The following is a 15,547-nucleotide window of genomic DNA, read 5'->3' on the forward strand; positions in this document are numbered from 1 at the left end:
ATCGCCTTTTTCATGCATACGCTACAAAAAACACCATCGCATAAGAAAGTAGGGATTGATACATGCAGCAGCTCTTTTATCATAACTATCCATACCGTCCACTCGCTGCGGGCTTCGAGCACCCTCAAAGCAGCCCTTCATCCAAAGCCTTTATTCGGCTTTTTCACGCTGCCCCAGATCTTAGTGAGCTCGCTGTTTATGTGAACCGGAATGAGGTTTTGAAAAAAATGCCTTACAGCCAGTTAACAGCTTATATGGAGTGGGATGAGGGAATGTATGAGATAGAAGTGTTCAAGCTAGCTACAAAACAAAGAGTTCTTCATTCTCGTATGATGATTAAACGTGACGAGATTTATACCCTATGTATCACAGGTACGCATGCAGGTTTTGCGCTGCTGACAGAGCGGCAAGACCCTCTGATTCAACATAAGGACCTGTCAGCCCTTACATTTGTCCACCTTTCTCCAGACCTTCCTTCCATTGATATATATGAACGTGATCAAGGGGTGTTAGCTAAGGAGCTTCACTATGTAAACAGCACTCACATTCATCATTTCTCCCCGAATAAATATCATTTTGAATTGAAAGCCGCCGGCACTCAAAGTATACTGCTTGATATCCCAAAAGTTCATCTGCAAGCAAATCGCGCATACCTCATTCTGCTTCATGGATTTGCTAACGGAGAGCCAGAGCTTATGGCGAAGGTGGTCTTGTCTCAGCAAATATAAAAAAGAGCCTTTTCCATAAAGGAAAGGCTCTTTACGAGACATCTTCAGCTTTTTCTTGCTTTTGAAAATCAAAAGCAAGAATCATGATACCTAGAAATAATGCACAATAGGCAATATTTAAGTAAAACTGATCGATATTTTCTGCTCTTAAATCAGTGGCAGCTGTGATGCCAAAGTACGCAGCAAATAAAAACGACAGTAAACTAAAATATTGATAGACTCGCTTCATGATTTCACTCCTGACTCACTTTCTATTGCTTTGGATGATAATATGAGAACTCAATTTCATCGTTCTCTAGATCAATTTTGTTTGCTTTCACATACATATCATTCGTCAACGGCATTTCTGAAAGGCGCACTTCAACCGTTTTTTGATCCGGTTTCACATGAACGAATTCTGGCAGTTCATAGAACTGGCCCATGTAGCTTAGAACAAAACTAATCGGAATGCTCAATTGTCCAATTGAAAGGCCATCCACTTTCAAAAGCACATCACCATTATCTTCGACAGTTGGCGTAAATGAGACGTTTGCATCAATCGTCGAAGAGAAAGCTTTAATGGCGCCTGTTACTTTTACATCTTGATCGATCGCCACATGAAAGTCTGGCATATCGCTTGACCCTTGATTTTTCAAGTAATCATTGATAAAGCTGGTGAGTGATTCCTTTGAGCTAGATATATTAAAAGAATACTCGCTTTTCAATTCTTTAGTTGAAGCGGATTGACCGCCTGGCATTAACATCAAAATACCGCAGGCAAGTACAATCAATAGATTGATTGCAAGTAAAATAAAAAATAAGCTTTTCCACTTTTTCATACGTTCACCCTATTCCTTCGGCAGTCCTTCTTTTTTCACTTTGGAGAATAAACGATTTGCCATAAGAGAGTACCCCTTTTGGTTTGGGTGGAAATCATCATCTGCCAGTAATTTTTCATCAGAATCTTCCTCAAATAAATCTGCTACATTGATCATATCAGCGTTGCCATCTTTTTTCAGTTCTTTTTTGGCGACGGCATTCCAGTCTTTGACGACTTCATCAATGTCTTTCAGCTCAGTGAGACTGAATTTAAAGGGATTATACATGCTTACATACATGATCTTCGCATGGTCATTATGTTCTCTCAGTTGAGCAAGAATGGTTTTAAAGCGCTCCTCAAAAGGCCCCTGCTCTTTTTGAAAAGGAGCAAACGTCAAATTGAGTACATTTTGACGAACGACATGCATTAAGTCATTGCCGCCGATCGTAAAGAAAATATAGTCAGCATCTTTCAGACCGTCTTGCACTTTTTTTTCTTTTAATCTTTTTAATAAATCTACCGTTCTACTGCCTTTAATGGCATAGTTTTTTAATGTGACAGATTGCACGCCGTCCACTGCTTCTAACTTGTCACGGGTCATGCCTGCATATCCTTTTTTTTGTTGATCTCCGATTCCTTCTGTTAAGGAATCTCCAACCGCTGCGATGGTAATATGTTCTTTTACGTCTTGTGTGTCTTCTAGTTTATCCTTTATGCCAGCCTCTTGCGCGGAACATGCAGAAAGAACAAAAGCTAGAGACATCACAATCAAAATCAAACGAGCCTTCAAACGATGATGTCCCTCCTTTTTCTGATTAAAAAAGTGTATCATGTTTTTGCTCATTTGAACATCTTTATGCTAGCTACGGATCAGCGTTTTGATGTCCTTGATGATGTCATCATATGGCGTGTTTTGTACACCATCATAATTTTTCATCACTTTTCCTTCTTGATCAACTAGGAAAAACAATGACTGATGGATCACTTGGTCTTCATCTTCAGGTTTCTTCACAATGGTTTTAAAGCTTTTCATTGCGAATTTTTCAATTGCTGACTGCGAGTAACCAGTGAGGAAATCCCAATTTTTAAAGGATAAAGGATATGCTTTTGCAAATTCTTTTAGCTTTTTCGGTGAATCTACCTCCGGGTCCACGCTAAAGGAAATGATATGCGCATCCAATTTTTCTTCTTTTAACCGTTTTTGCAGCTCTGTCATATGTGCAGTCATCGGCGGACAGATCGTTTCACAGCTTGTGAAAATAAAATCTGCCACCCATACTTTCCCCTTCAAATCATCCAATGACACCTTTTGTCCATCCTGATTTTCATATTCAAACGGCTGTATTTGATAATTTAACGCATCTTTGATTTGTCCATTTGAACATGAGACTAAAAGAAGCACGCTTATGATCATAAGCGCACCAAGTGAGGCTCCCCTTTTTTTAAGCATGGTACGTCCATCCCCTTTTCGAAGTCAATCGGTATAAAAAGTAAAGCCTATTGCACCTTTTCCAGTGTGACACGAAATAATCGGTGTTGTGTAGGCGATGTCAACAGGTGCTTCAGGTGTATGGTCAAGCAGCGCTGATTTGAGCTTTTCAGCGAGTTCTAATGCATCTGCATGCGCTATCCCAATGGCTTGAACTGTTTTTCCTTTCACCGCCTGTACATACTGTTTGGTTAAATAGCGGACAAGAGCAGAATAGCTTCTCACATTCGCTTCTGGCGTGTATACCCCGTCTGTTAAGCTCGCAATTGGTTTGATGTGAAGAAGTGAGCCGATCAGCGCCTTCCCTCTTCCAATTCTTCCACCTTTCACGAGATTTTCTAATGTATCGATTGTGACAAATAGCTTTGTTCCAAGACGGATTTTATCCATTTCTTTGATGATGTCTTCACGGCTTGCACCATTTTGTGCAAGTTCGGCTGCTTTGGTGACTTGAAACCCTAATCCATATGAAATAAAGTTTGAATCAATCACCGTGATGTTTCCGTCTACCATTTTCGAAGCGCTTTCAGCAGTTTGAACCGTACCACTCATCCCACCCGTTAAATGGATACTAATGACTTCGCTTCCATCTGCCGTCAGCCTTTCATATAATTCGACGAATTGACCGATCGCAGGTTGAGACGTTTTCGGCAATTCCTCAGCGGCCTCCATTTTTTCAATAAATTCATCTGGCTGTATATTCACTCGGTCAATATAATCAACCCCAGAAATGGAGATATTGAGCGGAATTACGTGAATGGAAAGATCATTGATTTTTTCTTGCGGAAGGTCCACTGTTGAATCTGTTACAATTTTAATTTGTTTCACTATCGTCTCATCCTTGCTGTCTTAGTCTTTACTTATGATATTACCTTATTTCGTGCAAACTTGAAAACAACTGTCATGACGTTTTTGAAATTGTCACATTTTCTTCTTATCATGAAAAAAATCCTTGCCAAGCTGAGCAGCAGCCATTTTAAAACAGCCGCTCACTCCCTTTGACAAAGATTCCTTTTTACGCATTGTGTTTCAGTGTAGGCTCCTGATAGATCTGCTCATATGTGCTCCACTTGACGTTACGTTTCACATCCTCTCTGAAAGAGTACACAGCTCTCTTTCCTTTAGATACATAGACTTTTTTCAAGAAAGCTTCAAGTCTAAAGGTGAGCATGAAACGATACGGCTCATCTCCCTTTAGTACAGGAACTTCTGTTACCTTGATCTGAGCTCCATCCATCCGTCTAAAACATATTGTTTTGAGCAGCACAAACGATCAATCCTCTTTTCCAATGTTCTGTTACGCCTAAATAAATAGGTGGAATAAATCTTGATCTTTATTCACTTCAACATAATGGAATCCTTTTTTATTCATCCGTTCAATGAGCGCCGCATAGTCATCTCTTTCTTTCAATTCGATACCAACAAGCGCGGGTCCTTTGCTTCGGTTATTCTTTTTCGTATATTCAAAGCGGGAGATATCATCATTTGGCCCTAATACTTCATCTAAAAATTCCCGAAGCGCACCTGCTCTTTGCGGAAAATTGACAATGAAATAATGTTGAAGCCCTTCATAGATCATCGACCGTTCTTTGATTTCCTGCATTCTGCCAATATCATTATTTCCTCCACTGACAATACAGACAACATTTTTCCCTTTAATCTCCTCGCGATGGGCATCCAGCGCTGCGATCGGAAGTGCGCCTGCCGGCTCTGCTACAATCGCACATTGATTATAAAGCTCTAAAATGGTTGTACATACTTTTCCTTCAGGTACAAGACTAATTTTATCGACAACAGACTGTAACGATGTAAACGTCTTTTCGCCAATCCGCTGAACCGCTGCTCCGTCTACAAACTTATCAATGGAATCAAGTGTCACAACCTTGCCCTTTTCATGAGAGGCATGGAGTGAAGCTGCGCCAAGTGGTTCGACGGCAATGATTTCGGTTTCTGGGGCGATATTTTTGATATATGTACCAACTCCAGATAACAGACCTCCACCTCCAACACTTGCAAATAAAAAGTGAGGCTCCACTTCGATATCATTTAATATTTCTACAGCAGTCGTTCCTTGTCCTGCCATCACATCTAGATCATCAAACGGATGGATAAACTCACGCTTTTCTTCATCTCCGCATTTAACTGCTTCATGATATGAATCATCAAACGTATCTCCGGTTAAGATAATTTCAACATATTCTTTTCCGAAAAGCTCTACTTGAGATACTTTTTGCCTTGGTGTCGTAGCAGGCATAAAGATTTTCCCGTGGATACCTAGATATTTACAAGAATAGGCAACACCTTGTGCGTGATTTCCTGCACTTGCGCAGACAATGCCGTTTTTTAGTTTATCTTTTGGAAGCTGGCTCATTTTATTAAAAGCGCCTCTTAATTTAAAGGAACGAACTACTTGCAGATCCTCTCTTTTTAAGTAGACATTACATTCATATCGTTCAGAAAGTCGCTCATTTTTTTGAAGAGGTGTATGAATGACTACATCCTTCAAATTTTGATGGGCCTTTAAAATGTCTTTCACTTGAATTAGCGTGTTTTCTTTGAGCAACGGTTTCATGTACAAGATCCTTTCTCTTTAACCTTATTTAATTTGTCATTATAACATGAATATTCAAAAAATAAACCAATAGATCATAGATCAAGCATAAATTTCACAAACTTTTTCGTTTCTCTGTACATTTGGTTTTATTGGGTGTTACAATAGAACCAATTAGAACCATAAAGAAAGGAATCACCCGATGACCACACATTCGTTTACATCTATATATGGAGAGCATCAAGAAATGAAGCGTGCCATTCACCTGGCAAAGCAATTCACAAAGCACGAGCAGCCTGTCTTGATCACAGGAGACATTGGCACAGGCAAAACACGATTTGCCCATGAAATTGCTCATGCATCGGCTCCAAACGCTTCACTGACACATCTATATTGCCCCATCTTAGATGAAGATACCTTGCAGAAAGCCTTCACGGAAAAGACCCGTCAAATCCTTTATTTAGACGAAATCGCCGCATTAAGTATTCCTATGCAGCATCAGGTTGTTCGTTTTCTAGAAACATCTCCTGCAACAAAAATCATTGCCACTTCGTCTTTATCAATAGAGGCATTGAGGGTTTCATCTACCTTTTTACCTGAGCTGTTTTATCGCTTAAATGTTTTCCATTTGCCCTTGCCGTCATTAGCAGATCGAAAAACTGACATTCCTGTGTTAACAACTGCTTTCTTTCAGGAGCTGAGCATGGCGCCTGATATTGATCCAAGTGTTTGGGAAACCTTGCAGGAGTATCCGTTTGAAGGAAACGTACAGGAACTCAAAAATATCGTTCATTATGCTGCAGTCATTCTCGAGGGGCAAACGGTATTTTTACACCACCTGCCGCCTTTTGTGTTAACCCCTCTTTCGCCGGAGGTAAAAGGAAAAAAGGAAGATCATCAGCTCACACTAATGGAAAAACAAGAGTTTGTTTTCCTGCTAGAAGCCATTAAATCTCTCAATGAGAAAGGTGAAGCAGCCAGCAGACGCATCTTGTCTGAATTAAGCAAGCAAGGCGACATCCCGCTGACCCCTCAGCAGGTGAGGAGCCGATTAGATGACCTTGAGAAAAAAGCATACGTGACGAAAGGAAAAGGCAGGGCCGGCACAAAGATTACACTTGAAGGTCTTTCATTCCTGAAGTCACTTGATGGTTATATACCGGTTCAATAAAAGGAGGACATCCATTGTTTACTGTAAAAGAAGAAATTGCAAACGCCATTACACATGGCATTGGCGTTATTTTATCCATACCAGCCATTGTTTTTCTCGTGTTATTCGCTGTTCAATACGGCACTATCACAGAGATCGTGAGCTTTTCAATATTTGGGGCATCCATGCTGCTGCTCTATTTAAGCTCGACCTTGCTTCATAGCATTCGGCACAAAAAAACAAAAGATGTATTTGAAATCCTCGACCACTCGGCTATTTATGTATTGATTGCTGGTACCTATACGCCCTTTTTACTCGGACCATTAAAAGGCGCACTCGGCTATACGCTTCTTGCAATTGTATGGGCTCTTGCTGCTGGCGGTATTGTCTTTAAAATCTTTTTCGTCAAACGGTTTATCATTGTGTCCACCCTCGTTTATTTATTAATGGGCTGGATGATTATCATTGCCATCAAACCACTTTACATTGGATTAACGGGCGCAGGATTTGGCCTCTTGCTGTTAGGCGGTCTATTGTATTCAGTCGGAACCATCTTTTATATTTGGCGGAAAATCCCCTATCATCATGCCATTTGGCACAGCTTTGTTCTCGGCGGCAGTGCATCAATGTTCTTCTGCATTCTCTTCTACTGTGTGAACATTCCTGCTGCATGAAAAAAACCAGCATCCGAAAGTGGATGCTGGTTTTTCTATGCGCGCTTTTGGGCGTAATCGCTCATCATGACAGGTGCTTTAATATGAATATCAACATTAACAGGGCGCAGCCTTTTCACGACTTTCCCAGTTAATAGACGATCCGTTCCACTTGTTTCAACCGGTACAAGCGGACAATCACAATCTTCAGCAAGTGCCTCTGCCATGTGACGATATGATTCTGAAAGCAATACACTCTGCCCCGATAAGATTCTTTCCTTTGCTTCTTCTAATAAGGCATCATCAGATTGATTCTGATGAATAACCGCCATCTTCTTCAGCCATTGTTTTAAAATGGGATATCGAAAAAGATTCGGCTTTGCCATGAAAGCAAATGGTTTTTCAAGGTGACCAATCAATAATGTGGTTGTGACTGGATTCAGTGCCTGTGTGATATAAATAACGGGTCCATCTGGCAGCTTCTTTTGCTGGTGAATGGTCATAACTGATCCTGACTGGTCAATACATCCTCGGGCAAACCTTTTTGCATGCTCATGAATGAGATGCATTCGTTTCGTATAGGAAATGCGTGGATCAGTTAATTCATGGGCATGCAAATGCCTCATACTTTTAAAAAAGGATACAACAACATAAAGCGTTAATAACCAATAACGAAACAACCGTACTCCTCCTACTCATTTATCCTTTTTTGTCATATACGACAAATTCATAATTGTAGGGGTTCTTTTCGTCACGATGGCCTTTTTTGCGTGATACAACCGTCCATTCGTTTTCATTGTAATCAGGAAAGTAGCGGTCTCCTTCAAACGCATGGTGAATATGCGTGATATATAGACGATCCGCATATGGCATCATTTCTTCATACAGCTTAGACCCGCCGATGATAAATAACTCGGTCTCGCTTTCCCCAATTGCCAAAATATCGGCAATGGAATGGACAACCTCGCATCCTTCTGCTTCAAAAGAAGAACTTGTTGTGAGCACGATATTTCGGCGGTTAGGCAGCGCTCGTCCAATGGATTCAAACGTTTTTCTGCCCATGACAATCGTATGGCCGCCTGTGACCTTCTTAAAATACGCTAAATCAGCTGGTAAATGCCAAGGCATTTGATTATCTTGACCAATGACTCTGTCTTTTCCTGTCGCCACAATCATCGAAATCATACACTGACTTCTCCTTTAATATGCGGATGCGGATCATAGTTCTCAAGTACAAAATCATCGAACGTGAAATCGAAAATGCTCTTCACATCTCTTGTGATGCGAAGCTGCGGAAGCGTGCGTTCCTCGCGCTCTAGCTGCATTTTCACCTGCGGAAGATGATTCTGATAAATATGTGCATCTCCTAACGTATGAACAAACTCTCCTGGCTCAAGATTTGTGACTTTGGCAATCATCATCGTGAGAAGAGCATATGAAGCAATATTAAATGGCACGCCTAAAAAGATATCTGCCGATCTTTGATAAAGCTGGCAAGAAAGCTTCCCGTTTGATACGTAAAATTGAAACAGACAATGACATGGTGGCAGTGCCATTTGATCAATTTCAGCCGGGTTCCAAGCGCTGACGATCAGTCTTCTTGAATTCGGATTATGCTCGATATCGTGGATCAGCTTTGTGATCTGATCCACTGTCTCACCGTCCCCACTAGCCCAAGATCGCCACTGCGCTCCGTATACACGGCCCAGTTCGCCATTTTCATCTGCCCATTCGTTCCAAATACGGACACCATTTTCCTGAAGATATTTGACATTTGTATCACCTTTTAAAAACCACAGTAACTCATGAATAATTGATTTCAGGTGCAATTTCTTTGTTGTTAACAGCGGAAATCCTTCCTGCAAATCAAATCTCATCTGGTAACCGAACGTGCTGATTGTACCTGTTCCCGTTCTGTCACCTTTTTCATCCCCGTGCTGTAATACATGACGGCATAACTCTTTGTATTGTTTCATTTTTTTCATCCTTTATTTATGTTCTTGTTGTAGTTTACCTTATTTCCGCTTTTGTTTAAACACCAAAAAAACATGCCTGCATAATCATGAGCAGACATGTTTTTCTTTTATACTTGATTCACTCGATCCTGCTCTTCGTCCTTAATATCTTGGTGTGAGTGAGCAATACGGCTAGCTGCTGCTGCGGCAAGCGCGGCGACAAGATCATCAAGGAAGGTATGCACTTCACCTGGACGACCTTCATCTAATTCCTTGATAATACCAAATTTCTCTTTATCTAAATAACCGAAGTTGGTCAAGCCGATTGATCCATATACATTGACAATGGAAAGCGGAATAATCTCATCAATTCCATATAGCGGCTCATCTGTTTCAACTAAGTGCTGCAAAGGTTCTGGCAACAGCTTTTTTTCTGCCAGCTGATCAAGGGCAAGTCCTGTTAAAACCGCATGGACAATTTCCCTTTTATTCAACACTTTTTCAACATTTTCAATACAGACACTAAGTGGAAGGTTTGGATGATATTTTTCTTGAAGCTTTAGCACAATGTGTGCAATATCTTCAATTTTCACTCCGCGTTCGTTTAACATTCGTTTTGTAATCTGCACCATTTCGTTCATTGTATACTTTTTCAATTGGCATGACATCTCCTTCTAGTGGCTCATCCAGCTCGGCGGGGTGTTTTTGTCCCAGTAAATATTACCGAGTTCATGATGCGTCTGGAATCCATCTTCTGCTGTATGGTAGTGAAAGTTAAACCAATATCCGCTGTGTGGCGGCTGATCTCTTCTCACATGAAAACGGAGCAAATCTTCTCCAGTCTTCCGGTTGTAGATGTGAAAGATTTTTTCGCCATTTCCGCTTGAAGGCTGATCAGTTAACACAACATCTTGAAATTTTTCGTCATCTTTGAAATTTGTTAAAACATCGGTTAACACTTGTTCAATTTTCGGTTGAATCTCTTCTCTGTACTCGTCTTCAATGACAGGTGTGATTTTACGGCCGAATTTGAGAAATGACTGATTTTCTGCACTTGATAGAACCTCTTCCTTATATTGCTCAAAGGGGTCTACCTGCTCTTTGCTTGCCTCTTGCGATCGTTCCCAGCCTGATGTATCATAAACCGCTGTATAAGGCGTTTTATCAGGTGAAGAAAGTTCAGATGGCTTGTCTGTCATCAAAGCCGACGGAGGAGAAACCAAACCAAAAGTTGCAATGGTAAAGAGCGCAACAAGCGTTTTTCTCATCCACATCTTCATGATATCTAATTCCTTCCATAAGTTATCATACTGCTATTCTAGCATATAATGAATTTTCAGTCATTCAATTTGGTCACTGATTTGAGACTTTCTTTTTCATAATAAAACGTTTACAATGACAGTAATGACAACTAAAATTTGGGAGGAATGGGTATGCTTGAAGGCTTTTTCGTCACAGCTTCCTTGCTGACACTGTTTTATTTTGTCTATATGGAGATTACAGATTAAAAGCCCTTAGAGAGGGCTTTTTCAAATTGTTGACAAAGGGCTAAAATGATCTTGAATTTAGCCTTTTGTCTTCTTTACAGCGTGATAGAAAGCCTTTGCAGTCCTAGGAAGGACGAGTACCGGAGCGGAGCGAATTTGACATTCGTGAGCACCGGCGCGCAGACCTGACACCGAATGCGAGGGTTTGTCTACATGCTGTAAAAGCCCTTAGAGAGGGCTTTTTTCTTTCTCGATATACCCATAATGAAATTGGGCTGTTTTTCGTTTGATGACGTGAAATTGGTAAGAGTCCGCTTTAAATCGTGTGCTTTTCCAATGATCTTTTAACACCACTCTTTTTCTTGCCACCCTTAATGCTTCTTGCACGGCTGCTTCGTGATCAAAGTCGTGCTCTGCCGCATGACGTAGCGGCGCTATACTTGTAGATTCTTGGATCGTTTCCTCAAACATCGGATCAAAATAGACGATATCAAATGAACAGTCAGGATACTTCTTTAGCTGCTCGATACTGTCTCCACTGATAACAGAAATCCGTTTCATCGCTTCATCAGCTTCCTCTATCCCCGTCTCCCATGTATTCAGTCCTTCTTTCACTAGTAACGCCGTAATGGGATTCTTTTCAATACCGACGACCTGTCCATTCCTGCCTGTCGCACAGCTTGCAGTAATCGCATCAGACCCTAAGCCAAGTGTGCAATCTAAAAAGGAATCTCCCGGCTTTAGCTGTGCTGCTTCAATTAAAGGATCCTTTTCTTCGTGCAAGAGCCGCTTCACCCTGAACATCGCTGAGCTTGGATGAAAGAAGAACTTTTCACCATTTGGCTGATACCATTCAAATCTTTCTTTTCCGACAACAAGGACATCTCCTCGTTTCATCGCAAGCTGCTTGACAGATTGTTTGCGTCTTTCTACATACTCACCATGTAAATCCTCTGCAAGAGCCTTCGCTGTTTCAATCGTTTGTTCATTTGCTCTAAAGCTTGTTGTAATGAGCATACTGTTCCTCCATCATGATCAAGAAAAAATGCCCTGATCTAGTTACAGGGCATTTCAACACGTGTATTAGCAATGTTTTTCAAATGCAGTTAAGACATTTTTCATGATATCTTCCATTTCACGACCTTCAATTTCGTCACGCGGGATAAAATGAACGAGTTCATTTCCTTTTAAAAGGGCCATAGAAGGAGATGATGGCTCTTCACCTGTGAAATATTCTCTCATTTTTGCTGTTGCTTCCCGGTCCTGCCCAGCAAATACTGTGACGATTTTGTCTGGCGCTTTTGCTGCCTTCATCACAGCTTGAGTCGCTGCTGGGCGTGCTAAGCCGGCAGCACAGCCGCATACAGAATTAACAACAACAAATGTTGTTCCTTCAGCCTCTTGCATCGTTTGTTCTACTTCTTCTTCCGTCGTCAGTTCTTGGAATCCTGCACTTGTCAGCTCTTGGCGCATTGGCACAACGAGCTGGCGCATATATTCTTCATATGCCATTGACATAAAAAAGCCCCCTCTAAAATCCTTATGTTGTGAATAAAGGATACTATAGAGAGAGCCAATTTTCAAATGTTCTATTTCAGATTAAATTTTCATAATTCCGCCTGTGTTGGCTGATGTCACAAGTTTTGAATATCTGGCAAGATAGCCCGTTTTCACTTTTGGCTCAAAGCCTTTCCAGTTCGCTTTTCGTTTTTCCCATTCTTCCTCTGGAACCTCTACGCTTAAAATGCGCTGCTCAATATCAACCACGACATGGTCACCATTTTCAACAAAGGCAAGCGGGCCGCCTTCAGCTGCTTCAGGAGAGACGTGTCCGATAGACAAGCCGCGAGAAGCGCCGGAAAAACGTCCGTCCGTAATTAAAGCTACCTTTGGTCCAAGACCCATCCCGACAATTTGTGAAGTAGGAGCAAGCATTTCTGGCATACCAGGTCCGCCTTTAGGTCCTTCATAGCGAATGATGACAACATGTCCTGCTTCTACTTTTCTATTAATGATGCCTTCAAGAGCTTCTTCTTGGGATTCAAATACGATCGCAGGTCCTTCGTGACGTGTGATCCCATCTTGTACTCCGCCCGTTTTAATGATGGCTCCATCTGGCGCAAGGTTTCCAAATAAAACCGCTAAGCCGCCCTTTTCAGTAAATGGCTTGTCGATTGGATAAATAACGTTATAGTCTTTAACCTCGTGACCTGCAATGTTCTCACCCATCGTTTTCGCTGTGACGGTCATTGTATCTAAATGAAGGGCGCCTTCTTTTTTGGACAATTCATTTAGCGCAGCTGTGACACCGCCTGCTTCATGTAAATCCTCAATATAAACATCCGAAGCTGGAGCAAGTTTTGATAAATGAGGCACACGCTCTGCTACTTCATTGATGCGTTCAAGTGAATATTCAACACCTGCTTCATTTGCGATCGCCAGTGTGTGAAGAACTGTATTCGTTGAACCACCAAGTGCCATATCTAATGCAAATGCGTTATCAATTGCTTTCTCAGTCACAATATCACGTGGTTTAATATCCTTTTTAATGAGCTCCATTAGTTGTTTTGCTGACTTTTTCGCAAATTCTCTTCGCTCTGGTGATGTCGCCAAAATCGTTCCATTTCCAGGAAGAGCAATTCCAAGTGCCTCTGCTAAACAGTTCATTGAGTTTGCTGTAAACATACCTGAACAAGATCCGCAGGTCGGACAGCCAAACTGTTCTAATTCATTTAATTCCTCTTCGTTAATTTTACCTGACTGGTAAGCACCGACGCCTTCAAATACAGAAGAAAGGGAAATCTTTCTGCCATCACTTGTTCTACCCGCTTCCATCGGTCCACCGCTGACAAAGACCGTCGGAATATTGACACGCATTGCTGCCATCATCATCCCCGGTGTAATTTTATCGCAGTTAGGAATACAAACCATTCCATCAAACCAGTGAGCAGATACAACGGTTTCGACAGAGTCAGCAATGATTTCACGGCTTGGTAGTGAATATCTCATCCCGATATGGCCCATCGCAATTCCATCATCGACCCCAATCGTATTAAATTCAAATGGGACGCCGCCAGCTTCACGAATGGCTTCTTTCACAATCTTTCCGAATTCCTGAAGATGGACATGTCCTGGGACAATATCAATATAGGAATTACAAACAGCAATAAATGGCTTGCCGAAGTCCTCATCCTTTACTCCCGCTGCTCTTAGTAAGCTTCGGTGAGGTGCTCTGTCAATTCCTTGTTTAATCATATTACTACGAAGTTCTGCCATCTGTTTAAAAAGCCTCCTATACTACAAGTCTTGTTGACTGTATGATTTTGAGTTGATTTTATTTTACAAATTTTCTGTTTATTTAGCCACCGATGAATGACCGATGACCAGCATGGCTGCTGAAGCTAGTGTTCAGCATGGTTCGTGTCATAAAATCTGACCTCCAATATTCTATATTGGTACTACTATATAGAGTTTTTTCGTATATTTCAACAATATTCAAAATAATTTTTCTAAAAAAATTTTTCTGTCTATGATTTTAGAAAAACAAGCTACCTATCATTGGCAGCTTGCTCATAAGTCTCATCATTCTGATGCATTTTTTCTACTTTCTGTCATTTGCTTCCATACTGAGCCTTTCGCTTCTTCTCCGTGCTCAATGCGCTCAATCGCCATTTTCACTTGAAGGCTGACTTCAAATTCAGGGTCTTGCTCAGCTTCTTTTAATGCGTCAAGTGCTGTTTCGTCACCTTCTTCATAAAGAAACATCGCTGCACGCCAGCGAACAAGTTTACTTGGATCCTTTAATGATTCGATCATTGCTTCTATAGCACTCGGGTCACCAAGGTCTGAAATGCAGTCTCCAGCGGTTCTGCGGACCGTCACTGTTTTATCTTTAAGCCCTTTATATAAAATAGGCAGAATAGCAGGATCTTCAATCATTCCAGCATTCACAACGGCTTGTCTGCGAATCGATGTTTTAGGGTCCTCCATTGCTTTCATTAAAACAGGTATATCCTTTTGCTCTGGCTGCATTTGCTCTAAATGGGCAAAACGCTTTTTCCAATCTTCCTCGCGCAGCATTTCTTCTGTCACATCATATGCCTTTCGGTTCACCTGTCGATCTACAGCTTCTTGTCCTTCTTTGACTGCCTCTGTTAAGCGGGCTAAACGTTCGTCATCATAGGCTGCTTGGAGCTCTTCTGTCACTTCCTGGCCGATATCTGCAAAGTCACCAAAACGAACGCCATGTTCTTTCCACACACGTTCAAATACGACATTGTCTGAACTGCTTCTGAGCTTTAAAATGGCTGCTTGGAAGCGTTCAGGCATGCCAAACCGCTCTTCTCTTTCACCGTCCGTTAATTTGACTTGCATCGGAATCCCATTAAACATTTGGATGAACACTTTGACTTCGCCAAATGTGTCACCGCCAGACTGCGACCCTTCCTGAAGGCCTTCTGTTTCTTGACCAAAGGCTTCTCTGACCTGCTGCAAAATGCCCTGCCAGTCAAACTTTGCATTACGCTCAACCGCTAAGAAATCTGCGACATGATAAACACCTTTTACACCTTCAATGTTCAAAATACGCTTAATCATCTCTGGCGCTTCGTCTTTTTGATCCTTTTTGTAGTTGTTGCTTTTCCCGCCGGCAAGTGCTTCTGTCAAAATGACCTTCATCGTATTTGGACTTGGCGTCGGTTCTATCGCTGTTATTTTCATCTATACATCCTCCTTA

General features: G+C 41.4%; 19 protein-coding genes. 3 read left to right on the forward strand and 16 right to left on the reverse strand.

The genetic code is table 11. The features are described 5' to 3' along the window. Nucleotides 1-62: 62 nt before the first annotated feature. Nucleotides 63-728 (forward strand): DUF4397 domain-containing protein, encoded by a 666-nt coding sequence (locus tag MHH41_RS09700; RefSeq protein ID WP_050943898.1) that lies wholly within the window; start codon nucleotides 63-65, stop codon nucleotides 726-728. Nucleotides 729-759: 31 nt separating this feature from the next. Here MHH41_RS09700 and ypmT read toward each other — a convergent pair whose 3' ends face one another. The 7 genes from ypmT to ilvA all read right to left on the reverse strand — a co-directional run bounded on the left by ypmT (nucleotide 760) and on the right by ilvA (nucleotide 5,588). After that, nucleotides 760-957: a protein YpmT gene (ypmT, locus tag MHH41_RS09705; RefSeq protein WP_012010295.1), complete on the reverse strand. Its 198-nt coding sequence runs from the start codon at nucleotides 955-957 to the stop codon at nucleotides 760-762. A gap of 22 nt (nucleotides 958-979) precedes the next feature. Beyond that, nucleotides 980-1,546, reverse strand: coding sequence for a YpmS family protein (locus MHH41_RS09710; protein ID WP_050943897.1), 567 nt, complete (start codon nucleotides 1,544-1,546; stop codon nucleotides 980-982). A 9-nt stretch (nucleotides 1,547-1,555) separates the two neighbouring features. Beyond that, nucleotides 1,556-2,317, reverse strand: coding sequence for an SGNH/GDSL hydrolase family protein (locus MHH41_RS09715; protein ID WP_034620452.1), 762 nt, complete (start codon nucleotides 2,315-2,317; stop codon nucleotides 1,556-1,558). A 69-nt stretch (nucleotides 2,318-2,386) separates the two neighbouring features. After that, nucleotides 2,387-2,977 carry an SCO family protein gene (locus MHH41_RS09720; protein ID WP_003216134.1) on the reverse strand — a complete coding sequence of 197 codons (591 nt, stop codon included), beginning with the start codon at nucleotides 2,975-2,977 and terminating at the stop codon, nucleotides 2,387-2,389. A 24-nt stretch (nucleotides 2,978-3,001) separates the two neighbouring features. Further along, entirely contained in the window at nucleotides 3,002-3,844 is an 843-nt protein-coding gene (locus tag MHH41_RS09725) for a DegV family protein (RefSeq protein ID WP_003215944.1), read from the reverse strand. A gap of 187 nt (nucleotides 3,845-4,031) precedes the next feature. Continuing rightward, nucleotides 4,032-4,283: a YpmP family protein gene (locus MHH41_RS09730; RefSeq protein ID WP_003215729.1), complete on the reverse strand. Its 252-nt coding sequence runs from the start codon at nucleotides 4,281-4,283 to the stop codon at nucleotides 4,032-4,034. A gap of 36 nt (nucleotides 4,284-4,319) precedes the next feature. After that, the gene (ilvA, locus tag MHH41_RS09735) at nucleotides 4,320-5,588 is read right to left on the reverse strand and encodes a threonine ammonia-lyase IlvA (RefSeq protein ID WP_003215464.1); all 1,269 of its coding nucleotides are present in this window, start codon (nucleotides 5,586-5,588) and stop codon (nucleotides 4,320-4,322) included. Between the two features lie 181 nt (nucleotides 5,589-5,769). Between ilvA and MHH41_RS09740 the strand changes: the two genes are divergently transcribed. Together MHH41_RS09740 and trhA are read left to right on the forward strand one after the other, a co-directional pair. Further along, the gene (locus MHH41_RS09740; protein ID WP_212045987.1) at nucleotides 5,770-6,738 is read left to right on the forward strand and encodes a sigma 54-interacting transcriptional regulator; all 969 of its coding nucleotides are present in this window, start codon (nucleotides 5,770-5,772) and stop codon (nucleotides 6,736-6,738) included. Nucleotides 6,739-6,752: 14 nt separating this feature from the next. Continuing rightward, a complete protein-coding gene (trhA, locus tag MHH41_RS09745) occupies nucleotides 6,753-7,391 on the forward strand; it encodes a PAQR family membrane homeostasis protein TrhA (RefSeq protein ID WP_003215766.1) in 639 nt (212 codons plus the stop codon). A 35-nt stretch (nucleotides 7,392-7,426) separates the two neighbouring features. On the opposite strand, the gene MHH41_RS09750 is transcribed toward trhA, so the two are convergent. From MHH41_RS09750 to MHH41_RS09790, 9 genes are all read right to left on the reverse strand, one after another. Continuing rightward, nucleotides 7,427-8,050, reverse strand: coding sequence for a lysophospholipid acyltransferase family protein (locus MHH41_RS09750; RefSeq protein ID WP_340866252.1), 624 nt, complete (start codon nucleotides 8,048-8,050; stop codon nucleotides 7,427-7,429). Between the two features lie 19 nt (nucleotides 8,051-8,069). Next, nucleotides 8,070-8,555 (reverse strand): dihydrofolate reductase, encoded by a 486-nt coding sequence (locus tag MHH41_RS09755; protein ID WP_003215564.1) that lies wholly within the window; start codon nucleotides 8,553-8,555, stop codon nucleotides 8,070-8,072. Then, nucleotides 8,552-9,346 (reverse strand): thymidylate synthase, encoded by a 795-nt coding sequence (locus MHH41_RS09760; RefSeq protein ID WP_050943892.1) that lies wholly within the window; start codon nucleotides 9,344-9,346, stop codon nucleotides 8,552-8,554. The genes MHH41_RS09755 and MHH41_RS09760 overlap by 4 nt, the downstream gene beginning before the upstream one ends. 107 nt (nucleotides 9,347-9,453) lie before the next feature. After that, nucleotides 9,454-9,981: a phosphatidylglycerophosphatase A family protein gene (locus MHH41_RS09765; protein WP_003215861.1), complete on the reverse strand. Its 528-nt coding sequence runs from the start codon at nucleotides 9,979-9,981 to the stop codon at nucleotides 9,454-9,456. An 18-nt stretch (nucleotides 9,982-9,999) separates the two neighbouring features. Next, entirely contained in the window at nucleotides 10,000-10,605 is a 606-nt protein-coding gene (locus tag MHH41_RS09770; protein WP_003215665.1) for a YpjP family protein, read from the reverse strand. Nucleotides 10,606-11,040: 435 nt separating this feature from the next. Continuing rightward, a complete protein-coding gene (locus MHH41_RS09775; RefSeq protein ID WP_340866253.1) occupies nucleotides 11,041-11,829 on the reverse strand; it encodes a class I SAM-dependent methyltransferase in 789 nt (262 codons plus the stop codon). Nucleotides 11,830-11,895: 66 nt separating this feature from the next. Then, nucleotides 11,896-12,330 carry a BrxA/BrxB family bacilliredoxin gene (locus MHH41_RS09780; RefSeq protein ID WP_113387095.1) on the reverse strand — a complete coding sequence of 145 codons (435 nt, stop codon included), beginning with the start codon at nucleotides 12,328-12,330 and terminating at the stop codon, nucleotides 11,896-11,898. Between the two features lie 81 nt (nucleotides 12,331-12,411). Next, nucleotides 12,412-14,088 (reverse strand): dihydroxy-acid dehydratase, encoded by a 1,677-nt coding sequence (ilvD, locus tag MHH41_RS09785; RefSeq protein ID WP_050943890.1) that lies wholly within the window; start codon nucleotides 14,086-14,088, stop codon nucleotides 12,412-12,414. Nucleotides 14,089-14,394: 306 nt separating this feature from the next. Beyond that, nucleotides 14,395-15,531, reverse strand: coding sequence for a conserved virulence factor C family protein (locus MHH41_RS09790; protein WP_003215956.1), 1,137 nt, complete (start codon nucleotides 15,529-15,531; stop codon nucleotides 14,395-14,397). Nucleotides 15,532-15,547: the final 16 nt, after the last annotated feature.

Origin of the sequence: Bacillus sp. FSL K6-1145 (genome assembly GCF_038003425.1) — a bacterium.
GTDB lineage: Bacteria > Bacillota > Bacilli > Bacillales > Bacillaceae > Bacillus > Bacillus pumilus.

What these genes read in the sequence shown, in the direction of transcription:
- MHH41_RS09700 (WP_050943898.1), top strand. Translation starts at nt 63, where the DNA reads ATGCAGCAGCTCTTTTATCATAACTATCCATACCGTCCACTCGCTGCG.
- ypmT (WP_012010295.1), bottom strand. Translation starts at nt 957, where the DNA reads ATGAAGCGAGTCTATCAATATTTTAGTTTACTGTCGTTTTTATTTGCT.
- MHH41_RS09710 (WP_050943897.1), bottom strand. Translation starts at nt 1,546, where the DNA reads ATGAAAAAGTGGAAAAGCTTATTTTTTATTTTACTTGCAATCAATCTA.
- MHH41_RS09720 (WP_003216134.1), bottom strand. Translation starts at nt 2,977, where the DNA reads ATGCTTAAAAAAAGGGGAGCCTCACTTGGTGCGCTTATGATCATAAGC.
- ilvA (WP_003215464.1), bottom strand. Translation starts at nt 5,588, where the DNA reads ATGAAACCGTTGCTCAAAGAAAACACGCTAATTCAAGTGAAAGACATT.
- MHH41_RS09740 (WP_212045987.1), top strand. Translation starts at nt 5,770, where the DNA reads ATGACCACACATTCGTTTACATCTATATATGGAGAGCATCAAGAAATG.
- MHH41_RS09755 (WP_003215564.1), bottom strand. Translation starts at nt 8,555, where the DNA reads ATGATTTCGATGATTGTGGCGACAGGAAAAGACAGAGTCATTGGTCAA.
- MHH41_RS09760 (WP_050943892.1), bottom strand. Translation starts at nt 9,346, where the DNA reads ATGAAACAATACAAAGAGTTATGCCGTCATGTATTACAGCACGGGGAT.
- MHH41_RS09770 (WP_003215665.1), bottom strand. Translation starts at nt 10,605, where the DNA reads ATGAAGATGTGGATGAGAAAAACGCTTGTTGCGCTCTTTACCATTGCA.
- MHH41_RS09775 (WP_340866253.1), bottom strand. Translation starts at nt 11,829, where the DNA reads ATGCTCATTACAACAAGCTTTAGAGCAAATGAACAAACGATTGAAACA.
- MHH41_RS09780 (WP_113387095.1), bottom strand. Translation starts at nt 12,330, where the DNA reads ATGTCAATGGCATATGAAGAATATATGCGCCAGCTCGTTGTGCCAATG.
- ilvD (WP_050943890.1), bottom strand. Translation starts at nt 14,088, where the DNA reads ATGGCAGAACTTCGTAGTAATATGATTAAACAAGGAATTGACAGAGCA.
- MHH41_RS09790 (WP_003215956.1), bottom strand. Translation starts at nt 15,531, where the DNA reads ATGAAAATAACAGCGATAGAACCGACGCCAAGTCCAAATACGATGAAG.